Source organism: Nocardiopsis suaedae, assembly GCF_027706745.1.
Classification (GTDB): Bacteria; Actinomycetota; Actinomycetes; order Streptosporangiales; family Streptosporangiaceae; genus Nocardiopsis_A; species Nocardiopsis_A suaedae.
Window position 1 is genome coordinate 20,233 of the sequence record NZ_JAQFWP010000061.1, and the last position, 24,591, is coordinate 44,823.

The window sequence follows — 24,591 nt, forward strand, 5'->3', positions numbered from 1 at the left end:
ACGCCGCACGCACGCCGCGCGCACGCCGGGGCCGGGCTCCGGCGGGACTCAGTAGGTTGGAGGAATGCGATTCGGGGTGCTCGGGCCGCTGGACGTCCGGGGCGGCGACGGTGGGCCGGTCGCCGTCCCCGAAGGGAAGGTCCGGGCGCTCCTGGCCGACCTGCTCGTGCACGGCGGGCGTCCCGTCCCCGCCGACCGGCTCGTGGAGGACCTGTGGCCCGGGCGCGCCCCGGGCCGCCCCCTCAACACGCTGCAGACCAAGGTCTCCCAGCTCAGGAAGTTCGTCGGCGCCGACCGGGTGCTGCTGTCGCCGGCCGGGTACCGGCTCCGCGTCGGGGAGGGTGAGGTCGACGCCGACCTGTTCGAGCGCGCCGTCGCGGGCGGGGCGCTCACCGAGGCGCTGGGGATGTGGCGCGGCCCGGCCTATGCCGAGTTCGCCGAGGCGCCCTTCGCCCGGGCCGAGGCCGCCCGGCTGGAGGAGCTGCGGCTGACGGCGGTGGAGGAGCTGGCCGCGGCGCGGGCGGAGTCCGGTGGCGCGGCGGCGATGGCCGGCGAGCTGGGCGCGCTGGCCCGCGCGCACCCGCTGCGGGAGCGGCTGCACGGCCTGTACATGCTGGCCCTGTACCAGGCGGGGCGGCAGGGCGAGGCCCTGGAGGCCTATGAGGGGCTCCGGCGCAGACTCCGGGACGAGCTGGGCGTCGACCCGGGCCCAGAGGCCGCCGGGGTGCACGCGCGCCTGCTGCGCGGGCGGGTCTCGCCCTCCTCGCCCGCCTCCGCACCGCGGGGCGGCCTGCCGTGCCCGCCCACCGCGCTGATCGGCCGCGAGGAGGACGCCGCGCGGGTCCGCGCGGCGCTGCGCGCCCCGGACGCCGGCGTCCCGGTGACGGTGACCGGGCCCGGGGGCGTGGGCAAGACCCGCCTGGCGCTGGAGGTGGCGCGGTCCTCCGCCGGGGACTTCCCGGACGGCGTGTGGGTGGTCGAGCTGGCCGGGCTGGACCGGAGGGCGTCCGCATCCGACGTCGCCGAGCGCGTGGTCACCGCCCTGGGGCTGTGCGACGGGGCCGCCGACGACGACGCGGACGACCTGGTGGAGTGGTGCCGCTCCGCCCTGGACGGCCGGCGCTGCCTCCTGGTCCTGGACAACTGCGAGCACGTCATCGACGCGGTCGCCGCCCTGGTGGCGGCGGTGGCGTCCGCCGACGGCGTACGGACGGCGGTGACCAGCCAGGAGGCCCTGGGCATGCCGGGGGAGACCGTGCTCCCGCTGGCGCCGCTGCCCGACGCGGACGCGGTGCGGCTGTTCGCCGAGCGCGCCCGCGCCGCCGACCCGGGGTTCGCGCTGACCGCGCACAACGCGCAGGACGTCGCCGCGGTCTGCCGCCGCCTGGACGGCATCCCGCTCGCCGTCGAGCTGGTCGCGGCCCGGATGCGGTCGCTCACTCCCGCCGAGGCCGCGGCCGGGCTCGACGACCGCTTCGCGCTGCCGACCGGCCCCGGGCGCGGCAGGCCGTCCCGGCAGCGCACCCTGCGGTCGATGATCGACTGGAGCTGGGGGCTGCTGGACGGCGGGGAGCGCGCGGTGCTGCGCCGCCTGGCCGTGCACCGCGACGGCTGGACGGCGGACGCGGCCCGCGCCGTCTGTCCCGGCGCTCCGGGGCCCACGGCCGCCTCCGGTGTGCTCGGCGTCCTGTCCTGCCTGGTCGACCGGTCGCTGGTGGTGCGCGAGGGCGGGCGGTACCGGCTGCTGGAGTCGGTCGCGGCCTACTGCGCCGACCGGCTGGAGGAGGCCGGCGAGACCGGGGAGGTGCGGCGCCGGTTCACCGCCTTCCACGTGGAGCACGCCGAGCGGACCGGGCCTGGGCTGTGCGGGGGCGGTCAGCGCGAGGCGCTGGGGGAGCTGGACGCCGAGACGGTGAACAAGCGCGCCGCGCTGGAGGAGGCCGTGCGCGCCGGGGACGCGGAGGGCGCGCTGCGCCTGGCCGGGGCGCTGGCCTGGTTCTGGCGGCTGCGCAACCGGGTGGGGGAGGCGCGGCGCTCGCTCGACGCCGCGCTGGCCGTGCCCGGCGGCCCGCCCGCGGCGCGGGCCCTGGCCGAGGCCTGGCGGGCGGCCTTCGACGGGCGCGTCCCGACCTGCGGCTCAGCCGACCCCGGCACGCGGGCGCGCCTGCTGTGGTGCGCGCGGATGTCGGGCGCCCCCGGCGGGGAGGTCGCCGCCCGCGTCGAGGAGGTCCGGGCCCGCGCCGCGGCGGCGGGCGACCGCTGGGCCGAGGCGGCGGTTCCGGTGCTGCGGGCCGAGTGCGAGGCGGCCGAGTGCGAGGGGACCGACGGGGGTGGCGCGGACGCCGCGTGCGGCGCGGAGCTCTTCGGCGCCCTCGGGGACCGCTGGGGGCGGCTGCGGGGGCACATGGCGCTGGCGCGGGCGCGCGGCGCTGACGGCCCGCTGGCGGAGGACCTGCGCGCGGCCGAGGAGCTGGGCCTGTGGGGCGAGGCGGCCGAGGCGCTGCTGCTCTTGGGACGGATCGCGGACGCCCGGGGCGACCGGCCCGGGGCGCGGGCGCGGTACGCGCGGGCCCTGCGCATCGCCGAGGAGCACTCCTACGGGCGCGGTGCGGCCCAAGCGCGTGTGTCTTTGGACTCGGTCGAATAGACCAATTCTCGTCCGAGCGGCGAGAACGCCTGGTGTGCCGGGGTTCGGCGACCCCGGGCCGCGCGGAGTCATTTTTGACTTACTCCAGAAAAGAGGTGAGACTCCGAGGTATGTCGACGCCCTCGGACTTCGAGCACATGCTCCGCGAGTCCGCGCTCCGGGTGACGGGTCCCCGGGTCGCGGTCCTGTCCGCCGTGCACGACAACCCGCACGCCGACACCGAGTCGATCATCGGTGCCGTGCGCGCGTCCCTCGGGGCCGTCTCGCACCAGGCCGTCTACGACGTGCTCAAGGCGCTGACCGCGGCCGGACTGGTGCGGCGCATCCAGCCCCGGGGCTCGGTCGCCCGGTACGAGACGCGGGTGGGGGACAACCACCACCACGTCGTGTGCCGGTCGTGCGGCGCCATCGCCGACGTCGACTGCGCCGTCGGGCACGCCCCGTGCCTGACCGCCTCGGACAACGGCGGCTTCACGATCGACGAGGCCGAGGTCGTCTACTGGGGGGTCTGCTCCGAATGCCAGGGTGAGGGCGGCGCGTGAGCCCGACCGCCCGCCAGGAGCACACCGCCTGCGACCCGACCGTCCGATCCACCTCTTCCTCCCCAGCCTCGGAAGGATGACCATGACCGAAAGCACCGAAGCCGCCACCGGCGGCTGTCCCGTCGCGCACGGCGGCGCCCCCTACCCCACGCAGGGCGACGCCAACCGCGGCTGGTGGCCCAACCGGCTCAACCTCAAGATCCTGGCGAAGAACCAGCCCGTCTCCGACCCGATGGGCGACGGCTTCGACTACGCCGCCGAGTTCAAGACGCTCGACCTGGACGCGGTCAAGCGGGACATCGCCGAGGTGCTGACCACCTCGCAGGACTGGTGGCCCGCCGACTTCGGCCACTACGGCCCGCTGATCATCCGCATGGCCTGGCACTCGGCCGGCACCTACCGGACCTTCGACGGCCGCGGCGGCGGCGGCACCGGCCAGCAGCGGTTCGCCCCGCTGAACAGCTGGCCCGACAACGGCAACCTGGACAAGGCCCGCCGCCTGCTCTGGCCGGTCAAGAAGAAGTACGGCCGCAAGATCTCCTGGGCCGACCTGATGATCCTGTCGGGCAACGTGGCGCTGGAGTCGATGGGCCTGAAGACCTTCGGCTTCGCCGGCGGCCGGGTGGACGCCTGGGAGCCCGACGACGACGTCTACTGGGGCCCCGAGACCGGCTGGCTGGACGATGAGCGCTACAGCGGCGACCGCGACCTGCAGAAGCCGCTGGCCGCGGTCCAGATGGGCCTGATCTACGTCAACCCGGAGGGGCCGAACGGCAACCCGGACCCGCTGGCCGCCGCCCACGACATCCGCGACACCTTCGGCCGGATGGCGATGAACGACGAGGAGACCGTCGCCCTCATCGCCGGCGGCCACACCTTCGGCAAGACCCACGGCGCGGCCCCGGACAGCAACCTGGGCGCCGAGCCCGAGGCGGCCCCGCTGGAGGCCCAGGGCCTGGGCTGGAAGAACGCCCACGGCACCGGCAAGGGCGGCGACGCCATCACCAGCGGCCTGGAGGTCACCTGGACCACCACGCCCACCACGTGGAGCAACGGGTTCTGGGAGAACCTCTTCGGCTACGAGTGGGAGAAGTACCAGGGCCCCGGCGGCGCCTGGCAGTGGCGGCCGAAGGACGGCGCGGGCGAGGGCACCGTCCCCGACGCGCACGACCCGTCCAAGAAGCACGCCCCGACGATGCTCACGACCGACCTGGCGCTGCGCTTCGACCCGATCTATGAGCCGATCTCCCGGCGGTTCATGGAGAACCCGGAGGAGTTCGCCGACGCCTTCGCCCGCGCGTGGTTCAAGCTGACCCACCGCGACATGGGCCCGGTCGTGCGCTACCTGGGCTCGGAGGTCCCCTCCGAGGAGCTGATCTGGCAGGACCCGATCCCGGCTCCGGAGTTCGGGCTGATCGGCGACGCCGAGATCGCCGACCTCAAGGGCCGCATCCGCGCGTCCGGCCTGACCGTGCAGCAGCTGGTGTCCACCGCCTGGGCGTCGGCCTCCACCTTCCGCGGCAGCGACATGCGGGGCGGCGCCAACGGCGGCCGCATCCGCCTGGAGCCGCAGGCGAGCTGGGAGGTCAACGAGCCGGCGAAGCTGGCCCCGGTGCTGCGCACCCTGGAGGGGATCCAGGAGGCCTTCAACTCCGGCCGCACCGACGGCAAGGGCGTCTCCTTCGCCGACCTGGTGGTGCTCGGCGGCGTCGTCGGCGTCGAGGAGGCCGCCAAGGCGGCCGGGTTCGACGTCGAGGTGCCGTTCACCCCGGGCCGCGGCGACGCCACCCAGGAGAAGACGGACGTGGAGTCCTTCTCCTACCTGGAGCCGCACTCCGACGGGTTCCGCAACCACCTGGGCAAGGGCCACCCGCTTCCGGCCGAGTACCAGCTGGTCGACCGGGCCAACCTGCTCACGCTGAGCGCGCCGGAGATGACCGTGCTCGTCGGCGGCCTGCGGGTGCTGGGCGCCAACGTCCAGGACTCGAAGATGGGCGTGTTCACCGACAAGCCGGGCACGCTGACCAACGACTTCTTCGTGAACCTGCTCGACCTGGGCCACACGTGGAAGCCGGTCGACGAGTCCTCGGAGACCTTCGAGTGCCGCAGCGACGCCACCGGCGAGGTGCTGTGGACCGGCAGCCGGGTCGACCTGCTGTTCGGCTCCAACTCCGAGCTGCGCGCCGTCGCCGAGGTCTACGCGTCCGACGACGCGCAGGAGAAGTTCGTCAAGGACTTCGTCGCCGCCTGGGACAAGGTCATGAACCTGGACCGGTTCGACCTGGTCTGATCCCGTGCGATGAGTGAGGGCCGGTCCGGGCGCACGCCCGGGCCGGCCCTTCGTCATGCGCGCGCCCGCGCTCAGGCGGGGGCGCACTCGTACTCCGAGTGGCGGCGCTCCAGCAGGACGGTGTCGCGCCACTGCCCGTCCAGGCGGGCGACGCGCTCCCGGACGCCGACGGTCCGGAACCCGGCGGAGCGGTGCAGGGCCAGGCTCGCCTGGTTCTCGGGGAAGACCGACGTCTGCAGCGTCCACAGCCCCTCGTCCGCGTCGGCCTCGGTGACCTGGCGGTGGACGAGCGCCTTGCCGACGCCGCGCCCGCGGAAGGCGTCCCCGACGTACACCGACGTCTCAGCCACCCCGGAGTAGGCCGCCCGGGCCGACGCCGGCGCCGCCGCGGCCCACCCCGCGACCTTCCCGTCCGCCTCGGCGACCCAGCGGTGGCCTTCGAGCCACGTGGCGCCGAGCTCCTCGGCGGTGGGCACCTCGGTCTCGAAGGCGGCGTTGCGGGTGGCGATGCCCTCGCCGTAGATCCGCCGCACGTCCTCCATGTCGCCGGGCTCCATCGCCCGGACCGCCACGTCGGCGGGCAGGTCGGCGGGGCAGCAGGGCCGCGCGGAGAGCAGGCCCATGACCGCGTCGGCGGCGTGCGGCAGGCCGGTGCAGCAGGCGGGGTTGACCGCCACCCGGGTGGAGGTGCCCTCCCGGGTCAGCACGACGAAGCCGGCCTCGGCGAGCCTGCGCAGGTGGTGGGAGACGGTGGGCTGGCCGATGCCCAGCTCCGCCGCGAGTTCACCGACCCCGGCGCCGCCCGGCCGGGTGGCCACCGTGTGCAGCAGGCGGACCCGGGTGGGCTCGGCCAGGCAGGCGAACCAGGAGGCGTAGGTCGCGGCGTCGGCGGGGTCCAGGGGCGGGGGCGCGGGGTCGGTCGTCAGTGCCATGGGTTCATTATCGACCACCGTCGATGGTTGCGTCCATCGATCCTCATCGATAAAGTCCGATTCAATCGACGGGTATCGATGAAAGGTGGCGGAGATGGCGGACCATGCCGAGGGGCTCCCGGTCGCCGTGGTCGGAGCCGGGCCGGTGGGACTGGCCGCGGCGGCGGAGCTGGCCGAACGGGACGTGCCGGCCGTCGTGCTGGAGAAGGGCGGGAGTGCCGGAGCCGCGGTCGCCGAGTGGGGGCACGTGCGGCTCTTCTCGACCTGGCGCGACCTGGTCTCCCCGGCCGCGGACAAGCTGCTCGCCGGGACCGGATGGACCCGCCCGGACGAGGGCGCCTACCCGACGGGCGCCGACTGGGTCCACGAGTACCTCGAACCGCTCGCCGCCGCGCTGGGGGAGCGGGTGCGGTTCGGCACCGAGGTGGTCGGGGTGAGCCGCCGCGGCCGCGACCGCGTCGTGGACGCCGACCGCGAAGAGCAGCCCTTCACCGTGCGCGTGCGCACGGCCGACGGCCGCGAGGAGCGCGTCCTCGCCCGCGCCGTCGTCGACGCCTCGGGCACGTGGGCGTCCCCCGGCCCGCTGGGCGCCGACGGGCTTCCCGTGCCCGGCGAGGCCGCAGTGGCCGACCGCCTCTCCTACCGGGTCCCCGACCTGGGCGACCCGGCCGTTCGGGCGCGGTACGCGGGGCGGCGCACGGCCGTGGTCGGCAGCGGGCACTCGGCCCTGACCGCCCTGGTCGCGCTGGCCGACGCCGCCGAGCGCGACCCGGGGACCCACGCGGTATGGGTACTGCGCCGGGGAGAGGTGGGCGACGCCTTCGGTGGAGGCGACGCCGACCAGCTGGCGGCGCGAGGCGCGCTCGGGGAGAGGGCGCGCCGGGCGGTGGAGTCTGGGCACATCACGGTCGAGGCGGGGTTCCGCACCACCGGTGTGCGTGCCGAAGGGGGCCGCCTGGTCCTGACCGCCGAGGACGGCCGCGAGCCGGACCCGGTGGACGAGGCCGTCGTGCTGACCGGCTTCCGCCCCGACCTGTCGCTTCTGTCCGAGGTCCGGCTGGGGTTGGACGCCACCCTGCAGGCGCCCGTGGCACTCGCCCCGCTCATCGACCCCAACGTGCACTCCTGCGGCACCGTCTACCCGCACGGTGCGCAAGAGCTGTCCCACCCGGAGCCGGGGTTCTACCTGGCCGGGATGAAGTCCTACGGCCGCGCGCCCACGTTCCTGGCGCTGACCGGGTTCGAGCAGGTCCGCAGCATCGCCGCCGCGATCGCGGGCGACCACGAGGCGGCGGCCCAGGTGGAGCTGGTTCTCCCCGAGACGGGGGTGTGCCAGGGCTCGGGCCTGCCCGACGCCGCCGAGGCGGCCCAAGTGGAGGCCGCCGGGGGCGGGTGCTGTGGGCCCACCGCGGGGCCTCAGCCGGTGGAGGCGGATCCGGGTGCCGTGGCGGGGGCGGGGAAGAACCTGCGGGCCCATAGGGAGACGTAGACCAGGCCGACCAGCACGGGCACCTCGATCAGCGGGCCGACCACGCCGGCCAGCGCCTGGCCCGAGGCCACGCCGAACACGCCGATCGCCACGGCGATGGCCAGCTCGAAGTTGTTGCCCGCGGCGGTGAAGGCCAGGGTGGCCGAGCGGTCGTAGGGCAGGCCCACGCCGCGGCCGAAGGCCATCGACAGGCCCCACATCAGCACGAAGTAGACCAGCAGCGGAACCGCGATGCGGGCCACGTCCAGCGGGGCCGAGGTAATGGCCCCGCCTTGCAGGGCGAAGAGCACCACGATGGTGAACAGCAGGCCGTACAGGGCCAGCGGGCCGACGCGGGGCAGGAACCGGTCCTCGTACCAGGCGCGGCCCTTGGCGCGCTCGCTGAAGGTGCGGGTGAGGTACCCGGCCAGCAGCGGGACGCCGAGGAAGACGGCCACCATGGCGGCGATCTCCCAGCCGGAGACGTCGATGCCGCTGGTGGGCAGGCCGAGCCATCCGGGCAGCACCGAGAGGTAGAACCAGCCGAGCACGCCGAAGGCCAGCACCTGGAACACCGAGTTGAGGGCCACGAGCACGGCGGCGGCCTCGCGGTCGCCGCAGGCCAGGTCGTTCCAGATGACGACCATGGCGATGCAGCGGGCCAGGCCGACGATGATCAGCCCGGTGCGGAACTCGGGCAGGTCCGGCAGCAGGAGCCAGGCCAGGGCGAACATCAGCGCCGGGCCGATCACCCAGTTGAGGACGATGGAGGAGGCGAGCAGGCGGGTATCGCGCGTCACCGAGTCCAGCCGGTCGTAGCGGACCTTGGCCAGGACGGGGTACATCATCACCAGCAGGCCGATCGCGATCGGCACCGAGATGCCCTGCACCTTGACCGCGTCCAGGGCGCCCTGCAGGCCCGGGACCCAGCGGCCGAGCAGCAGCCCGGCGGCCATGGCCAGGCCGATCCACAGGGGGAGGAGGCGGTCGAGCGCGGACAGCCGCGCCGCGTCGGGCGCGTGGTGCTGCGGCGCGGGCGCGTCGGCCTCGGGGCGGGCCATGGCTTCTCCTCCGGGAACGGGGCGGGGCGGGTCGCCCGGCCACGATACATCGACGTAGGCTGATATCAACACGGATCGATGGGTTCGGTCCGTGCGTCACCATCGCTCCACAGAGAGGCGGCACCGTGTCGGACACCCCCAGCGTCCTCTTCGTCTGCGTGCACAACGCCGGGCGCTCCCAGATGGCGGCCGGGCTGCTGGCCCACCTCGCGGGCGACCGCGTCGAGGTGCGGTCCGCGGGCTCCGAGCCGGCCGAGTCGGTCAACCCGGCGGCCGTGGAGGCCATGGCCGAACTCGGCATCGACATCACCGCCGAGCGGCCCACGGCCCTCACCCCGGACGCGGTCCAGGCCCGCGACGTGGTGATCACCATGGGGTGCGGCGACGCCTGCCCGGTCTTCCCCGGCAAGCGCTACCTCGACTGGAAGCTCGACGACCCGGCCGGGCAGCCGGTGGACGCGGTGCGCAGGGTGCGCGACGACATCCGCGCCCGGGTCGAGTCCCTGATGGCCGAGCTGGGGGTGGCCGTGTGACCGGGGCCCCCGGGGAGGGGGAGGGCGCGGCGGCGCTCAGCAGGGGCGGTAGCGCCCCTGGGCCCCCTCGGCGCGGGCGGCGAGGGTGTTCAGCTCCCCGGCCAGCTCGGCGACGGCCTCGGCGCGCAGCCGGTAGTAGGTGTAGCGCCCGCGCGGCTCCGTCTCCACCAGCCCGGCCTCGCGCAGGATCTTCAGGTGGTGGCTGACGGTCGGCTGCCGGGCGCCGGTCTCCTCGATGAGGTGGCAGGTGCACAGCTGCTCGTCCGCCAGCAGGGCCACGATCCGCGCCCGCAGCGGATCCCCGAGCAGGGCGGTGGCCCGCTCCCCGAGGGGGGCATCGGAGGACATCAGCATGACCTGATGCCACCATGCCGCCGGGGCGCCGTCAACCGCGCCCCGGCGGGCGGTACGGGGGGCCGAGCCGGGCGGTGGTTCAGTCCGTGCCGTCCCGGTACTCGTAGGCGTTGCCCTCCTCGGTCATGATCAGGGTCAGCGCGGTGCTCATCGCGCGGGCGGAGGCCTTCCGGGCCGCGTACTCCTCGGGGGTGGACGGCGGGGTGAGCTTCAGCTCCCGGATGAGCTCCTCGATGGCCGCGATCTCCTCGGCCTCCTCGTCGTCCTCGTGCTCCAGGTGGTCGTCGAGCGCCTCGGCGGCGAGCAGTTCCAGGGCCTCCTTCAGGTCGCGGCCCAGCACCCGGGACCCGCCCTCGGAGTCGGCGTACAGGACCGGGCGCCGGGGGCCGCCGCCGCACAGGTAGTAGGTGCCGCCCGCGCCCTCGGTGGCGAAGGGCTCCAGCTCCTGGCCGCCGATCAGGTGCACCTCCTCCACGTGCTCGATGTCGTCCTCCATCTCCATGTCCAGGGCGGAGACGTCGTCGGGCATCCACTGCTCCTCGCGCGGGCCGGTCAGCCACGCCGCCGCGGCCACCGGGTCGTCCATGTCGGTGGGGACGAGGAGGCAGGCCCCGTCGTGGGCTCCGCCGGACCGGACCACCACCCGGGACGGGCGGCCGAACAGCGGCTCGGGCAGGTCGTACAGGGCGAGCGAGGACGCGGGCTCGTCCGGATCGGCGGTGGGCCCGGCCACGGGCTCCAGGCCCAGGTCGGCCACCATCCGCGCCCAGCCGAGCCGTTCGGCGGCGCACCGGCGCACGTCGCCCGCGTCGTGCCGGACCGTGTCCGGGCCGAGCTCGGCCTCCGCGCGCCGCCGGATCTCCTCTTCGGGCGCGAAGGCGATGTCCTCGGCCGTCCACCCGGGCACGATCGCGCTCGGCGGCATCTGGTGCGCGTGCCACAGGTGGACGCCGAACCCGTCGGCGAAGCGCACCGCGGGCCCGTCCGCCCGGTGCAGCCGTCCGTGGGGGCCGGTGTGGACCTCCACGGGCGGGTCGGTGGCCAGCAGCACCCCGTCGAAGGGCCACCACGGGCCGAGGGCGGGGGCGATGTGCAGGAGCGGGTGGTCGTCCGGAGAGCCGTCCCGGTCCTCGGCGGCCCCGAGCAGGAGCGCCGTCAGCACCCGCGCCGGGTGGTCCGGGTGGCGCACCCTTCTGACGAGCTTCCCCCACAGGTCCTTGTCGTCAGGGGTCCGGGCGAGGGCGGGTCCGGCCTCCTCCCGCAGGTCCGCGGGCAGGAGGGCGTCGGTGAGCGCGGCCACGGCCGCCTCCCGGAGACGGTCGGAGAACTCCGGGTCGGCCGGGTACCGCGCCTGGATCTGGGCCTGCTTCATCACCCAGTGGCCCGTCCACATCGGGCTGGGGACCAGGTCCTCGGCGGCGAAGTGGAGGGATGCCAGCTCCCGTTCAGGGGTGTCTCCCGGGAGGAGGCGGCCGGCGTGGACCACCCCGGCGAGCGGGTGCGGTGGCGCGATCCGCTCGAACGGGACGGGTGTGCTGTGGCGGGCCCACTCCCCGGCGGCGGGGCTGCCGGCGCGTTCGAGCTCCTTGCCGCCGAACGCCAGCGCGTAGGCGGCGACCATGCCCGCCATGGGCGAGTCGAACCACACGATCAGCGGCGGCTCCATGCCCTGCTCCCGGTAGAGGCGGGCGAAGCCGTCCTCGACGGCCGCCCGGTCGGGGTTCGCGGCCCGCGTCTTCCACCGCTCGGCCAGGCCTTCGAGCGTGCGTCGGTCGTCGTCGGAGATCGGGTCCAAAGGCACGGGCGCTCCTCGTGTGCGGTCGTCTGAGACCGGTCGGACGCCGCCGGGAGGGGCCGGGTTCCCATCGAGGCGTAAGGCCGTCGGATACGGCCCGGCGCCGTGCTCACCCCGTCTCGCTCCGGGGGAGACGCCACAGGTGCCGCCCGGGGGTGGTCCCCCGGGCGGTCCGGGAGCGGCGGTCAGTACTGGAACGGGGGATAGGTGATGTAGCCGGTGTCGCCGCCCTGGTAGTAGAAGGACCGGTCGGCCTCCTCCAAGGGCAGATCGGCGCGCAGGCGCTCGACCAGGTCGGGGTTGGCGATGAAGGCGCGGCCGAAGGAGATCAGGTCGGCGCCCAGGTCGAGCCAGTGCTCGGCCGACTTCCGGCCCGCGGGGACGGGGCTCTGCGGGTCCGACGGGTTCATGATCAGCGTTCCCGGCCACGCGCGGCGCAGGGCCAGGAGCGTCGGCTCGTCGGCCGTGGCCTCCAGGTGGACGTAGGCCAGGCCGAGCGGCGCCAGCGCGGCGAGCAGCGCGCCGTAGAGCTCGGGGACGTCCTCGTCGATCGCGTCCCAGATCCCCGCCCCGGGGGAGAGGCGGATGCCCACCCGCTCGGCGCCGACCGCCTCGGCCGTCGCAGTCACGGCCTCGACGGCGAACCGGATCCGGCCCTCGACCGACCCGCCGTAGACGTCGGTGCGCAGGTTCGCGTTGGACGCGAGGAACTGGCCGATGAGGTAGCCGTTGGCGCCGTGCAGCTCCACGCCGTCGAACCCGGCCTCGACCGCGCGTTCGGCCGCCGCCGCGTAGGACAGCGCCTCGGACGCGGCCTCCTCGGTGCTGAGCGCGCGCGGGACCGGGGCCGGCTGCGGCCCGCTGGGTGTGAAGACCTCGGCGCCCCGGGCGGCGACGGCCGACGGCCCCACCGGCTGCATCCCGGTGGTGTCCGGGTGGCTGATCCGGCCGCCGTGCATGATCTGGGCGAAGATGCGGCCGCCGTTGGCGTGCACGGCGGAGGTGACCTGCCGCCACGACTCCGTCTGCTCATCGGTGTGCAGGCCGGGGGTCCTCGGGTTGGACTGGCCGACCCGGTTGGGCTGGATCCCCTCGGACACGATCAGCCCGGCGGTGGCGCGCTGGGCGTAGTAGGCCGCCATGGAGGCGTCGGCCAGCCCGCGGCCATCGGAGCGGACCCGCGTCATCGGCGCCATGACCACGCGGTTCGGTAGGCGCAGGCCGCCGAGGGCGGAGGCGTCGAAGAGGGTCGCGGTGCGGTCGCTGGTTCTCGTTTCGGTCATGCCGGTACGCTAAAAGCTGACATTGATGTGAGGGGCAAGCGCGGCAGGGGCGCTGTGGCCGGAGTCACGGCGCCGGTGGCCGACGGGAGGGCGAATGCGGATCGGCGAACTGTCCGAGCGGTCGGGCGCCAGCGTCCGGTCGCTGCGCTACTACGAGGAGCAGGGGCTGCTCACCAGCGAGCGCAGCCCGAGCGGGCAGCGGCACTACGCCGAGGGAAGCGTGGACCGGGTGCGCTTCCTGCGGCGGCTGTTCGCGGCCGGGCTGTCCAGCCGCGCCATCGCCGAGCTGCTCCCGTGCGTCGACGCACCGAGCACGCGGCACACCGACGAGGCGTGGGAGGTGCTGCTCGCGGAGCGGGAGCGCCTGGACGCCCACATCGCCGAGCTCCAGCGGACCAGGGAATCGCTGGACGAGGTCATCGACGCCAACCGCCGCCACCGGGCGGGGGAGCACCCGCACCGGTGCGCCTCCGTGGAGGCGCCGGACCCCCGGTCTACGGTCTGGGCGGGAGAAGCAGTTCAGGCATAGGGGGCACCGGCGATGGGACGCACGCTCGCGCAGAAGATGGGGGTGAAGCCGGGGCACCGCCTGCTTGCGCTGGGCGCGCCGGACGGCTATCCCGGCCTGCTGCAGCCGCCCGAGGGCGTGCGCATCGACACGTCCATGGCCGAGGGCGCCGCCTACGACGGGATCCACGTGTTCGTCCGCGACAGGGCGGACGTCGAGGCGAAGGTCCCGCCACTGCTGCCCCACGCGCGCGGGGGCCTGCTGTGGGTCGGTTACCCGAAGCGGAGCGGGGGCATCCCGACCGACATCAGCCGCGACCAGGGATGGGAGGCGTTGGGCGCCGCCTCCTGGGACGCCGTGGCCCAGGTCGCCGTCGACGCCGACTGGTCGGCCCTGCGCTTCCGCCCGGTCGCCGACGTCTCCTACACCCCGGGCTCCAAGCGCGCGCGGGCCGGGGAGTGAGAACGGGGCCAGGCGACGTCGTCCACCGCCAGGAACGGCTCCCCGGCGACGGCCGCGGGGGTCGTCCCGGTGAACGCGACGACGTCGCGGTGCAGGTGGGACTGGTCGGCGTAGCCCGCCTCCGCCGCGGCGCGGGCCGGGCCCCGACACGGGGGACGCGGTGCGGCAGGACGGCCCCCGGGACGCCCCCGCGCTCGTCCTGATCCACGGGCTGGCCGGGTCGGCCCGCTGGTGGGACCCGCTGGTGCCGAGACTGGCCGGGTCCCACCGCGTCATCCGGGTCGACCTGCTCGGGCACGGCCGTTCGGCCAAGCCGACCGGGGGCGGGTACTCGGTCCCCGAGCAGGCGCGCCGGGTGGGTGAGGTCCTGGACCGGCTGGGAGTGGAGGAGGCGGTGGTCGTCGGGCACTCCACCGGCGGCTCGGTGGCCACGGCCCTCGCCGAGCGGCGGGGCGACCTGGTGGGCGGGCTCGTGCTCATCGGCTCAGGGCCCCGGTTGGACGCCTTCGCCTCGGACGGGGGCGTCGGGCGGCTCCTGTTCGTCCCGGTGGCCGGGCAACTGCTGTGGAGGCTGAGGACCGACGGCATCCTCCGCCAAGGGATGAGCACCGCGTTCAGCCGACCGACGCGTACCTGGAGGAGCGCGCGCTCCCCGACCGCCTGCGTGCGCTCGACAAGCCGCTGCTCGTGGTCTTCGGTGAGGAGGACCGGAGGTGGCGTCCCTCGTCCGCAGCCGAGTACCGCACCGTTCCGGGCTCCAGGATCGAGCTGATCCCGGGTGTCGGCCATTCCCCCATGCTGGAGGCCCCCTCGCGAACGGCCGCGCACCTGCTGTCCTTCACCGCGGAGGCGGGGTGAACGGCGCCGGTTCCGGACCGGCCGACGCCGAAGCGCCGGCCGGTCGGCGGATCACGCCCGGTTCTGCCGGGTCAGTTCTGCAGGGTCAGCAGGCCGGGCCGGTAGGGCAGGAGGCCGTAGTCGGTGCCGTCGGAGTCGGGGGAGCGTCCCTGGTAGAGGAACCGCAGGTTGCAGGGGTCGATGGACATGTCCTGGTCGGCGTCGGTGCGGATCAGCTCGCCGTGGCTGATGTCGTCGGTCCACCAGGCGCCGCTGTTGGCCTTGCCCGCGAAGGGGCTCCACTCGTCGGCGGCCTGCGGCGTCCACGCGCCGTCCAGGCTGTCCGCCGTGAACGAGCGGAAGTACCGGTCGCCCTGCGCGCCGATGGCCTCGACGATCATGAGGTACCCGTCCTGGCCTTCGAGGCTGTAGACCTGGACCCCTTCGAACAGGTCGTTCCTGTCGTCGGACATGACGACCGTCGAGGTCGAGCCGAAGCTGCCCGGGAAATCGCCGATGGGCATGCCGGCGCGGTAGATCCTGCCGTTGTCACCGGCGAAGAACAGGTACATGTCCGTGTCGTCGCCGATGAGCGCCTGATCGATGGGGCCCGTGTCGGAGTCGCCGATGCTGCCGTCGAACAGCGTCCGCGGCGCCGACCAGCCGTACACGTTGGCGGGGTCGTCCGATGTCCGATAGGAGAAGGAGGGGCCGCCCCACTGATAGGCGAGCACCCAGACGTCCTTGGGCGCGAAATAGAAGAGCGACGGGGCGACGGCCGGGAAGGGCATCCCGTTCTGACCGGCCGAGGCCATTCCGGACCAGTCGTCGAACAGGTCGAAGTTCAGCGATCCCCACGACGATCCCCAGTCGTGGTTGGTCGCGTAGACGAGGTTCTGTCCGTTGTAAGGGGCGTGGGTGAAGTCCTTGAGGGAGACCCACTGCGGCGAGGGCTGCGCGAGCGGGCCGGTCGACGACCAGTCGTACGACGAGGGGAGGGCGCACGCGGCGTCGTCGGCGGCCTCTACCGCCTCCACCTCGGCGGACGCCGGGGCGGCCAGGGAGCCGCCGACCGCCAGGGCGGCCGCGGCGGCGACGGCGGCCCGCGGAAACCGGCCGCGCGGCCGAAGGGACGAAAATGTTTCAGGAATGGGCATGCCGCTTCCTCCGGGGCCCAGATCCGCACGGCCGGATCCCGAATGGGTGCACCGAGGGATCTGGGCCCCACATAGGGGATGTGAGCGTTAACAATCAGCGACGCACCGGCGCGGGGTGAATGAGCCCGGTGCCTCGCCGTCGAATGTGAGCGATAACATGCCGAACGTCAACCAGTGTTATCCGCACAATGTTCCGGACGCTCCGTGTCCGCTGGTCGGGGCACACCCGCGAAAAGGTTTCCGGGGGCCGCGCGCGGCCCGCCGACGTCGTCGCGGTGCCTCCACCTGAGCGGGCCCTTGTACCGCCTACTGTTCAGGGGGCTGCTCCCCGTCTCGTGGATCCTCGCCCTGCACGAGCGGCGGCCGGAGGTGCCCGCGATCCTGCGCGCCGCGAGACGAAGGACGCCCTCTGCGCGGGGATGCGCCTACGCTACCTCCCCCCTGAACACGTCGTGCGGGCCGAGATCAGACGCGACCCGCACCGTGGTTCCGGTCACCCCCATGGGAGTCCGGTGAGTGGCCGAGGGGGACTCGAACCTCTGGCACATGCCTTCGACCTGTCCACGCCCCGCCGGGTCAGCGATGGGTGATGCGGGCGAGCCGGTCGCGGACCGACCGGGCGGAGGCGGGGTGGCCGTGGCCGAACAGCAGACGGCGCGGACCCTCGGCGAGCACGGTGCGCACACTGCTTTCGATCTCGGTGAGGCTCTGGGCGAAGAAGGGGGCGTCCGGCCGGTCACCGCGCAGCATGCTTCCGGCCAGCAGGTCCCCGACCAGGGCGTCGCCCTCGCCGTGGTGCAGCAGGCTGAGCGACCCCGGGGTGTGGCCGGGGGTGTGCAGCGCCGTCACCGGCGCCCCGTGGTGGGCAAGGTCGGTGCGGCCGTCCAGCACGATGTCCGGGGTGAAGGCCGGGAAGGTCGGACGCATCGTGCGGCGAAGCACGTGCCCGAAGGGGCGCAGCGCGTCGTAGAAGACGCTGGTGCCGTTCCTGGCCCAGTCGGCCTCGGCGGCGTGCACCGCCACGGGCACATCCAGCCGCCGGCGGAGCTCGGCGGCGCCGCCGGCGTGGTCGGGGTGGCAGTGGGTCAGCACGATCAGCGACACCTCCGCAGGGTCGACACCGGCGCGGGCCAGGCCGCGCAGCAGCCGCGGCTCGTGCCCGGCCGGGCCGGCGTCCACCAGTACGGTGCGTTGTCCGCGCACCGCGTAGGCGGTGGACTGCAGCAGGTCGACGGCCACGACCGCGCGCCGGTGCGGTCGGCCGGTGTGCTCGATCATCGCCGCCCTCCCGGCATCGGGGTGACGGTCGGGGAGAGCACCACGGCCAGGCGGCCCGCGAGACGCCGGGAGTCCGGCGGTCCGGCATAGCCGATGTGGCGGTCGGGACGCACCAGGTAGGCGGTGGGACCACGGCCGTACAGCTCCTCGGCCTGCCGCCCCCGGTCCAGTACGGCGCGTACCCCCGGCTGCGGGGCCGTCTCCGAGACGTCCCAGTTCGAGGTCAGTACCAGCGCCGCCACCGTGTCGGGACGGTGGCCCGGCATGGTGACCAGCTCCCGGGCACGCCCGAGGAGGGCCGTGCTGTCGCCGTGCCCGGCGAGCAGCAGGCTGTGCCGGTCGTGGGGCAGCAGGTCGTGCAGGCGGACCGTGCGGTCGGCGACGCCGTCGAACAGCTCGAGGTCGGGCAGCCGGTCCCCAGCGTGCAGGTGGGCGGCGTGGCCGTGTACGGCCGGGGTGCCCCGGTAGCCGTGGCTCAGCTGGGACAGGCGTCGCGCCATCGTGTGCCGTGCCGGTGGGGCGGCCTGCAGCATGGCCATGGTCGCGTCGCGCAGGTGGCGCCGCGGGTCGCCGCGCAGCAGCATGGCCCGCGCACCCAGGTGGGTGAAGGAGACGACCTGCTTGGCCACGCGGTGTCGTTCGGCCTCGTAGCTGTCCAGCAGCCCCACCGGGGCGTGCCCGGAGGCGACGGTGGCGAGTTTCCAGCCGAGGTTCATCGCGTCGCCCACGCCGAGGTTCAGCCCCTGGCCGCCGAACGGGGTGTGGACGTGGGCGGCGTCGCCGGCGAGGAACACCCGGCGCCGCCGGTAGCCGGTGGCCTGGCGATGGGCGAGGTTGAACGTCCAGAACTGGTCCACCGACTCGATGGTGCCCTCGATGCCGGTGCGGGCCATCGCCTGCTGGGCGTCGGCGAGGTCCGGCTCGACCGGGTCACCGTTGCGGTCGTGGTGCTGGGTGTAGGCCAGCCGGTACCGGCGGTCGCCCGGCAGGGGGAACACACCGTAGATGCCGTCGGTGTCGGCGGAGAAGGCCATCTCGTTGCGGGGCAGCGGCCAGTCCACCACGGCGTCGCACAGCACCCAGTCGTCGGCGTAGGCCGCGCCGGCGAACTCCACGCCGAGGAGGTCGCGCACCGTGCTGTGGGCACCGTCGCAGCCGACCAGCCACGCGGCCGCGACGGTCTCGGTTCCACCGTCGGGGGTGGTGACCGTGGCGGTCACCCCCTCGGGGGTCTGCTCGATGCCGGTGCAGGTGGTCTCGCGTTCCACCGGCACGCCCATCGCGGTGAGGCGGTCGATCAGGATGTGCTCGGTGCGGGCCTGTGGAATGTCGACCATGTGGGGGTATGCGGTGTCGGCCAATTCCCGGAAGTCCACGCTGACGCGGTCCCGGTGGCCGGTGCGCAGGGTGAGGATGTCGACGCGTCGGCCTTCGGCGAGGACCCGGGCGGCCACGCCCAGGTCACGGAAGTGTTCCAGGGTGCGGGCGTGGAGAGCGGCGGACTTGGTGAGCTCCAGGACTCCGGGGTGCTTGTCGATGATGCGGACCGCGACCCCTAGACGGTGCAGCTGGAGGGCGAGGACGAGTCCCGTGGGACCCGCCCCGACGACCAGCACTTGGGTTCGTTGCATGGTGGGGAGCCTCCTCTGTGGGTGGTGACTCATTAAACAAAAGCGAATGTTCCTTCTTTTTAGATGCTGGCGGTCGGGCGGTGCGCTGTCAAGAGCGAGCATTCGCTTTATTATGGGGCCATGCCCCGCGTCACCGCCGAGTATCTCGCCGCCCGCCGCGGCCACATCCTGTCCGCAGCCGCCGCGCGGTTCGCCCGCGACGGCTTCCACCGCACCTCGATGCAGGACGTCATCGACGAGGCCGGACTGTCACCCGGAGCGGTGTACCGGTACTTCCGCAGCAAGGACGAGATCATCATCGCCATCTCGCTGGAGGCGATCGGCTCGGTGGAGCGGGTCGTGCAGGAGGCGCTCCGGGAGCACCGGTCGGTGCCCGACCTCGTTGTCGGGCTGCCGGCCGCCATCACCGGGCTCGACGACGCCGACGACCGGATGCGGCTCGCCGTCCAGGCCTGGGGGGAGGTGCTGCGCAACCGCGACCTGGCCGACAGGATGGCCGGTGAGCTGGCCCGGCTGGAGTCGGCGCTGCGCGACCGGGTGGAGATGGGCCGGCGCGACGGCGACGTCGCCGAGGAGGTGGACGCCGATGCCGTGGCCCACGTGCTGCTCGCGGTCGTCCAGGGCTTCATCCTGCAGCGGGCATGGAACCCGCACCTGTCGGCGGAGGCCTACGGCCGGGCGGCCCGGGACGTCGTCGCCGGGCAGCTGGCACGCTGACCGGCCCCCGGCCGCCGCGGGGGAGTGCTCCCATGGACGCTACTGATACTCGGAAGCCTCGCCTCCCTCGCGGCGACCATGGCCGTCGCCGAGCCGACGGCGTGGTCGGCGGAGAGTCGCCATGGATCCACCGGCCGCGGGCGGGAGGCTCTTGCCGGTTCCTGGCATGCGGTACTCCACGCGGGGTGGAGAGCACGAGCACTCGGTAGCCGTCGTTGAGCAGGAGTTCAACCAGGTCGGCTGTGCCCTCGGGGGCCGGAGCGCCGGAGGCCACGAGGTAGAGGCTCGGGGCGTTCGCCATGGAAGCGGTGTAGGAGTCGGCCGTCCCGGGCTAGGCAGAACGTCATTGCCGAGGCCTCAGAGAGCATCGAGCCGGACGTGCCTGTATCCAGACGACCCGGATCCGGAGAACCACCCCATCGCCAAGGCTGCAGGGCGGCGACGGTGGCCAGGGATGTACACCCGCCCCCGAAACACACAGTGCGGGCCGAGGGAAGCCTCGACCCGCACAACATGTACGAACTGGCGTGTCCGAGGGGGGACTTGAACCCCCATGCCCTTAACGGGCACTAGCACCTCAAGCTAGCGCGTCTACCTATTCCGCCACCCGGACTCGGTCCGCGTCGTCGCGCGGACACGGTCAACCATAGCAAAGGTCTGAGCCCGGGCGTACATCGTTTTCCGCCGGGGTGGAGCATGGGAAGGTCGGATCCACACGTCGCCGAGAGGAGCTGGTGCACACCATGCCCGAGACCGAAGGCAGCGGTGCCCTGAGCGGGGCCGAGGCGGAGGTCGTCGACCTCTGCCGGGAGCTCATCGCCATCGACACCTCCAACTACGGGGACATGTCGGGTCCGGGGGAGCGGGAGGCCGCCGAGTACGTCGCCGGGAAGCTGGACGAGGTCGGCATCGAGCCGCGGGTGCTGGAGTCGGCCCCCGGGCGGACCAGCGTCATCGCGCGCATCCCCGGCGAGGACTCCTCGCGTGCGCCCTTGCTCGTGCACGGGCACCTGGACGTGGTGCCCGCCGACGCCGCCGACTGGACCCGCGACCCCTTCTCCGGCGAGATCGCCGACGGGTGCGTCTGGGGCCGCGGCGCCGTCGACATGAAGGACATGGACGCCATGGCCCTGGCCGTCTTCCGCGAGCGGGTGCGCTCCGGGCGCCGGCCGCCGCGCGACGTGGTCCTCGCCTTCCTCGCCGACGAGGAGGCCGGGGGCACCTACGGCGCCCAGTGGCTGGTCGCCAACCACCCCGAGCTGTTCGCCGACTGCTCCGAGGCCATCAGCGAGGTCGGCGGCTTCAGCTTCACCGTGGAGGAGAACCGGCGCCTCTACCTCATCGAGACCGCCGAGAAGGGCATCGCCTGGATGCGCCTCAAGGCGCGCGGCACCGCCGGGCACGGGTCGATGGTCAACGACGACAACGCGGTGACCGAGCTCGCCGAGGCCGTCGCCCGGCTCGGCCGCCACGAGTTCCCCGTCCGGCTCACCAAGACCGTGCGCACCTTCCTGGAGGAGGTGTGCGACGCCTTCGGCATCCCCTTCGACGAGGAGGACCCCGAGGCGGTGCTCTCCCGCCTCGGCCCCATCGCCGGGATGATCGGCGCCACCCTCCGCAACACGCTCAACCCCACCGTCCTCGAGGGCGGCTACAAGGCCAACGTCATCCCCGGCTCGGCCGGGGCCCAGGTCGACGGGCGGTTCCTGCCCGGGATGGAGGAGGAGTTCTTCGCCGAGGTGGACCGGCTGCTCGGCCCCGACGTCGAGCGCGAGTTCATCCACCACCTCCCCTCCGTGGAGACCGACTTCGAGGGCGGCCTGGTCTCGGCCATGGCGCGCGCCCTTGAGGAGGAGGACCCCGGCTCCCGCGCGGTGCCCTACTGCCTGTCCGGCGGCACCGACGCCAAGAGCTTCCAGCGGCTCGGCATCCGCAACTACGGCTTCGCCCCGCTGCGCCTGCCCCCGGAGCTGAACTTCTCCGGCATGTTCCACGGCGTGGACGAGCGCGTCCCCGTGGACGCCCTGCGGTTCGGCGCGCGGGTGCTGGACCGGTTCATCGACATGAGCTGAGGCGGGGCCCCGGAGGCGGTTCCGGAGGCGGTGAGGCGGGCCGGAGAATTTTTCCGGCCCGTTTCGCTGTTTTCGCTGCGCCAATAGCGCACCGTGGTGCTAGCGTGACTCTCAGTCTGCGGGACACGTTCCCGCCGTCGACCGGGTTCTCCGGTCGGCGCACCCGTGCGTCTTCTTCACCCGAGGTGGCTTTCCATGGTGCAGGTCGGCAGCGGCAGGCGGGTCCGCCCCGCCGGTGCCCTGCGCCTGCCGGGCGTCCGCGCCCTGCGCCGCCTCGCGGTCGTCACCGGCCTGGTGGCCGGCGGGTGGCTGGTCGGCGCCTCCGCGGCGCACGCCGCCGACGACGCCTTGGCCGAGGTCCCCGTGGTGAGCGGGGCCGCCGGCCGGGCGGTCGACGAGGCGCAGGCCGCCCAGGAGGAGCGGGAGACGCGGCAGGGGCAGGAGGCGGCGGCGCCTTCGGAGGCGGAGCCGTCGGGGACGGAGTACGGGAAGGCCGAGCGGCGGCCCGCGCGCGGTGTGTCGGGTGCGGTGGACGGAACCGTTGATTCCACCGTGCGCAGCGCCGACGCGGCCGTCCGGTCCGTCGGCTCCGAGGTCGGGACCACGGTCGGCTCCACGGTCGACTCCGCGGAGGGCGCCGTCGGGGACCGGGTGGTCGCCGACACCGTCCGCTCCGGCCGCGAGGGCGTCCGCGAGGGGGTCCGCGAGATCGCCGGGGAACCGCTCGGCGAGCCGCTGCGCACCTCCCTCGGCGAGGGGGAACTCGCCTCGGCCGTCTCCGAGGGGCTCGGCGCCGACGCCGCCGGCACCTCCGACCGGGTCCGCGACGGGCTCGGGCGGATCGTCGGAGGCGGTCTGGGCGCCGCCCCCGAGCACCCGGCCTCCCGCACCGATGAGGGCGCGCACGAGCGCGACCGCGCCGGTGCCCGCGCACGCGGCGCCCGGGAGCGCGCCGCGGCCGCCCTGGCCGACCACGCGGGCGCCGAGCGCCCCGCGGCCACCGGCGGTACCGCCGTCGCCGGTTCCGAGGGCGGGCGTGCCGTCGAGCACGCCCCCGCCCCCGACACCGACGGCGCCTGGAACGGCTCGGACTCGGCCGCGACCGGCGTGTCCTCGTCGCCCTTCCCCGCGCCCGCGGCCGGATTCTGGCTGCAGCAGCGCGGCGCCGTGCTGCGCCCCGCCGCCCAGCGCGCGTTCCTTCCCGGCGACCCGGCCCTGGTCGTCCGCGACGCCGCGGACGACCCGTCGTACTCGCCCGACTAGTACTCCCACTCCAGGCGGCGGGCGCCGCCCGGCCCCGGCGTGCGCGCCGCGGCCGCCCCGCGCCCCCGCCCCGTCGCCGTGCCCCGCTCCGGTGACCTCCCGCGACACGTCCGCTCCACGGAAAAGGATCCGACCCATGTCCAGGACCACACTCGCCGCCCTCGCGGCCGCAGGCGTCATCGCCGCGGCGGCCGCCCCGGCCGCCGCCTCGACGACCGGCGGCGACGGGTCGCTGCTCGGCGGCAACCAGGCCGGCGCCGACGCCGACGCCCCGGTCAACGTCTGCGGAAACGCGGTGGCCGTGCTCGGAACGGCCGGGGCGACCTGCTCGGACTCCGGCGCGGGGACCTCCGGCGGCTCGGAGTCCCCGACGACCGGCGGCGACGGGTCGCTGCTCGGCGGCAACCAGGCCGGCGCCGACGCCGACGCCCCGGTCAACGCCTGTGGCAACGCGGTGGCGGTCGGGGGGAGCGCCACCGCGTCCTGCGACGGGTCCGACGGGGAGGACGGCTACGACGAGCCGTTCCCGGAGGAGAGCCCCGACGGCTACGCGCCGGAGGAGGAGTCCCCCGGCGGCTACGCCCCGCCCGAAGAGGACGAGCGCGAGGAGGGGCAGGCCGGACCCGAGGAGGAGCGGGAGAGCGGGGAGTCCGCCCCCGTGGCGGCCCCGCCCGCCGCGTCCCCCTCCGCCGCGGCCCCGCCCGCGGCGGCCGAGGAGGCCGCGGGCGGCCTCCCGGTGACCGGGCCCGGCGCGGTGGCGACCGCCGTCGCCGGGGCCGCGGCCCTCGGAGCGGGCCTGGCGGCGCTGGTCGCCGGGCGGCGCCGCAGGAGGGCGTGAAGGACCAGGCTTCCCGGTCCGCGAGGACCGGGGGCTGACGCGAGTCCCGCGGGCACGGCCCGCCCGCGGGGTTCACGTCAGCCGCCGCTCGGCCAGAGCGGAGCTGACACAGGGCGTGCACCACCCACGCATCAGGGTGTGACCGGAGCGCGCCCCCGTCCGGCCCAGGACGTGCCGGCGCCCGATCCACGGACGCCGGGGCGCGAGCGGTCACGCACGGTTCCATCTCATTTCCACGCTGTACTCTGAAAGGAAATCCCACATGCGCAAGTGGGTTCGCACCTCCGCCAAGACGGCCCTGCTCACCGCCGGGTTCGTCGCGCTGGGCGCCGGTGTCTCCTTCGCCGACTCCGCGCCCGTCACCTCGGGCAACGGCTCCATCGGCGGCGGCAACCAGATCGTGGGCAACGCCGACGTGCCCGTGAACGTCTCGGGCAACGCGATCGCCCTGGGCGGCAGCACCGCCAACGCCACCTCCAAGGACACCGGCGCCCGCGTCATCGACGACAACGGCGACGACGGCCCGATCACCTCGGGCAACGGCTCGGTCCTGGGCGGCAACCAGGGCGTGCTGGACCTGGACGTCCCGGTCAACGCCTCGGGCAACGCGGTCGCCGGGGTGCTCAGCAGCGCCGCCGCGACCTCCGAGGACAGCGGCGCCTGGGTGCTGGAGAGCGGCCGCAGCGGCCACAGCGCCCCCGTCACCTCGGGCAACGGCTCGGCCGGCGGCGGCAACCAGATCGTGGGCCACGGCGACGTGCCCGTGAACTTCTCCGGCAACGCCATCGCGGCCGGGCTGAGCGCGGCCCACGCCGCCTCCAAGGACACCGGCGCGTTCGTGGTCCACGACCGCGCGGGCCAGGACGAGGGCCCGATCACCTCGGGCAACGGCTCGGTCCTGGGCGGCAACCAGGGCGTGCTGG

19 protein-coding genes, 1 tRNA gene and 2 pseudogenes are annotated in these 24,591 nt (G+C 74.4%); 13 read left to right on the forward strand and 9 right to left on the reverse strand.

Annotated elements, in window-relative coordinates; genetic code table 11:
* Nucleotides 1-64 precede the first annotated feature (64 nt).
* From O4U47_RS24595 to katG, 3 genes are all read left to right on the forward strand, one after another.
* A complete protein-coding gene (locus O4U47_RS24595; RefSeq protein WP_270680338.1) occupies nt 65-2,647 on the forward strand; it encodes a BTAD domain-containing putative transcriptional regulator in 2,583 nt (860 codons plus the stop codon).
* Nucleotides 2,648-2,757: 110 nt separating this feature from the next.
* Complete coding sequence (locus O4U47_RS24600) at nt 2,758-3,189, forward strand: Fur family transcriptional regulator (RefSeq protein WP_270680339.1); 432 nt, start codon at nt 2,758-2,760, stop codon at nt 3,187-3,189.
* Between the two features lie 82 nt (nt 3,190-3,271).
* The gene (gene katG, locus O4U47_RS24605) at nt 3,272-5,479 is read left to right on the forward strand and encodes a catalase/peroxidase HPI (RefSeq protein WP_270680340.1); all 2,208 of its coding nucleotides are present in this window, start codon (nt 3,272-3,274) and stop codon (nt 5,477-5,479) included.
* 71 nt (nt 5,480-5,550) lie between these two features.
* Here the strand turns inward: katG and O4U47_RS24610 are convergent, their stop codons facing one another.
* A complete protein-coding gene (locus tag O4U47_RS24610; protein ID WP_270680341.1) occupies nt 5,551-6,411 on the reverse strand; it encodes a helix-turn-helix domain-containing GNAT family N-acetyltransferase in 861 nt (286 codons plus the stop codon).
* Nucleotides 6,412-6,505: 94 nt separating this feature from the next.
* Between O4U47_RS24610 and O4U47_RS24615 the strand changes: the two genes are divergently transcribed.
* Nucleotides 6,506-7,900, forward strand: a complete 1,395-nt coding sequence (locus O4U47_RS24615) for an NAD(P)-binding domain-containing protein (RefSeq protein WP_270680342.1) — start codon at nt 6,506-6,508, stop codon at nt 7,898-7,900.
* Here the strand turns inward: O4U47_RS24615 and arsB are convergent.
* Nucleotides 7,828-8,940: an ACR3 family arsenite efflux transporter gene (arsB, locus tag O4U47_RS24620; RefSeq protein ID WP_270680343.1), complete on the reverse strand. Its 1,113-nt coding sequence runs from the start codon at nt 8,938-8,940 to the stop codon at nt 7,828-7,830. The two genes, O4U47_RS24615 and arsB, sit on opposite strands and share 73 nt — an antisense overlap.
* Before the next feature lie 125 nt (nt 8,941-9,065).
* On the opposite strand from arsB, the gene O4U47_RS24625 reads away from it, so the two are divergent.
* On the forward strand, nt 9,066-9,473 hold the full coding sequence (locus O4U47_RS24625) for an arsenate reductase ArsC (protein WP_270680344.1): 408 nt from the start codon (nt 9,066-9,068) through the stop codon (nt 9,471-9,473).
* 36 nt (nt 9,474-9,509) lie between these two features.
* Here the strand turns inward: O4U47_RS24625 and O4U47_RS24630 are convergent, their stop codons facing one another.
* From O4U47_RS24630 to O4U47_RS24640, 3 genes are all read right to left on the reverse strand, one after another.
* The gene (locus O4U47_RS24630) at nt 9,510-9,827 is read right to left on the reverse strand and encodes an ArsR/SmtB family transcription factor (RefSeq protein WP_270680345.1); all 318 of its coding nucleotides are present in this window, start codon (nt 9,825-9,827) and stop codon (nt 9,510-9,512) included.
* Nucleotides 9,828-9,906: 79 nt separating this feature from the next.
* Entirely contained in the window at nt 9,907-11,628 is a 1,722-nt protein-coding gene (locus O4U47_RS24635; RefSeq protein WP_270680346.1) for a DUF6745 domain-containing protein, read from the reverse strand.
* Nucleotides 11,629-11,807: 179 nt separating this feature from the next.
* The gene (locus tag O4U47_RS24640) at nt 11,808-12,905 is read right to left on the reverse strand and encodes an alkene reductase (RefSeq protein ID WP_270680347.1); all 1,098 of its coding nucleotides are present in this window, start codon (nt 12,903-12,905) and stop codon (nt 11,808-11,810) included.
* A gap of 94 nt (nt 12,906-12,999) precedes the next feature.
* Here O4U47_RS24640 and O4U47_RS24645 point away from each other — a divergent pair, with 94 nt between their 5' ends.
* The 3 genes and pseudogenes from O4U47_RS24645 (at nt 13,000) to O4U47_RS24655 (ending at nt 14,733) form a co-directional block, all read left to right on the forward strand.
* Nucleotides 13,000-13,434 carry a MerR family transcriptional regulator gene (locus tag O4U47_RS24645; protein ID WP_270680348.1) on the forward strand — a complete coding sequence of 145 codons (435 nt, stop codon included), beginning with the start codon at nt 13,000-13,002 and terminating at the stop codon, nt 13,432-13,434.
* A gap of 12 nt (nt 13,435-13,446) precedes the next feature.
* A complete protein-coding gene (locus O4U47_RS24650; RefSeq protein WP_270680349.1) occupies nt 13,447-13,875 on the forward strand; it encodes a hypothetical protein in 429 nt (142 codons plus the stop codon).
* A 244-nt stretch (nt 13,876-14,119) separates the two neighbouring features.
* Nucleotides 14,120-14,733 (forward strand): annotated as a pseudogene (locus O4U47_RS24655) (alpha/beta fold hydrolase).
* 71 nt (nt 14,734-14,804) lie between these two features.
* Here the strand turns inward: O4U47_RS24655 and O4U47_RS24660 are convergent.
* The 3 genes from O4U47_RS24660 to O4U47_RS24670 form a co-directional block, all read right to left on the reverse strand.
* A complete protein-coding gene (locus O4U47_RS24660; protein WP_270680351.1) occupies nt 14,805-15,869 on the reverse strand; it encodes a non-reducing end alpha-L-arabinofuranosidase family hydrolase in 1,065 nt (354 codons plus the stop codon).
* Between the two features lie 576 nt (nt 15,870-16,445).
* Nucleotides 16,446-17,147 (reverse strand): MBL fold metallo-hydrolase, encoded by a 702-nt coding sequence (locus O4U47_RS24665; RefSeq protein ID WP_270680352.1) that lies wholly within the window; start codon nt 17,145-17,147, stop codon nt 16,446-16,448.
* Nucleotides 17,144-18,778: an FAD-dependent monooxygenase gene (locus O4U47_RS24670; RefSeq protein ID WP_270680353.1), complete on the reverse strand. Its 1,635-nt coding sequence runs from the start codon at nt 18,776-18,778 to the stop codon at nt 17,144-17,146. The genes O4U47_RS24665 and O4U47_RS24670 overlap by 4 nt, the downstream gene beginning before the upstream one ends.
* A gap of 120 nt (nt 18,779-18,898) precedes the next feature.
* Here O4U47_RS24670 and O4U47_RS24675 point away from each other — a divergent pair, with 120 nt between their 5' ends.
* Nucleotides 18,899-19,495 (forward strand): TetR/AcrR family transcriptional regulator, encoded by a 597-nt coding sequence (locus O4U47_RS24675; protein ID WP_270680354.1) that lies wholly within the window; start codon nt 18,899-18,901, stop codon nt 19,493-19,495.
* Between the two features lie 528 nt (nt 19,496-20,023).
* On the opposite strand, the gene O4U47_RS24680 is transcribed toward O4U47_RS24675, so the two are convergent.
* Nucleotides 20,024-20,108 (reverse strand) — tRNA-Leu (locus tag O4U47_RS24680).
* A 130-nt stretch (nt 20,109-20,238) separates the two neighbouring features.
* Here O4U47_RS24680 and O4U47_RS24685 point away from each other — a divergent pair.
* From O4U47_RS24685 to O4U47_RS24700, 4 genes and pseudogenes are all read left to right on the forward strand, one after another.
* Nucleotides 20,239-21,567, forward strand: coding sequence for a M20/M25/M40 family metallo-hydrolase (locus O4U47_RS24685; RefSeq protein WP_270680355.1), 1,329 nt, complete (start codon nt 20,239-20,241; stop codon nt 21,565-21,567).
* Nucleotides 21,568-21,762: 195 nt separating this feature from the next.
* The gene (locus O4U47_RS24690; protein WP_270680356.1) at nt 21,763-22,830 is read left to right on the forward strand and encodes a hypothetical protein; all 1,068 of its coding nucleotides are present in this window, start codon (nt 21,763-21,765) and stop codon (nt 22,828-22,830) included.
* Nucleotides 22,831-22,966: 136 nt separating this feature from the next.
* Complete coding sequence (locus O4U47_RS24695; protein WP_270680357.1) at nt 22,967-23,668, forward strand: chaplin family protein; 702 nt, start codon at nt 22,967-22,969, stop codon at nt 23,666-23,668.
* A gap of 262 nt (nt 23,669-23,930) precedes the next feature.
* Nucleotides 23,931-24,591: pseudogene (locus O4U47_RS24700) on the forward strand (hypothetical protein); the annotation flags it as partial.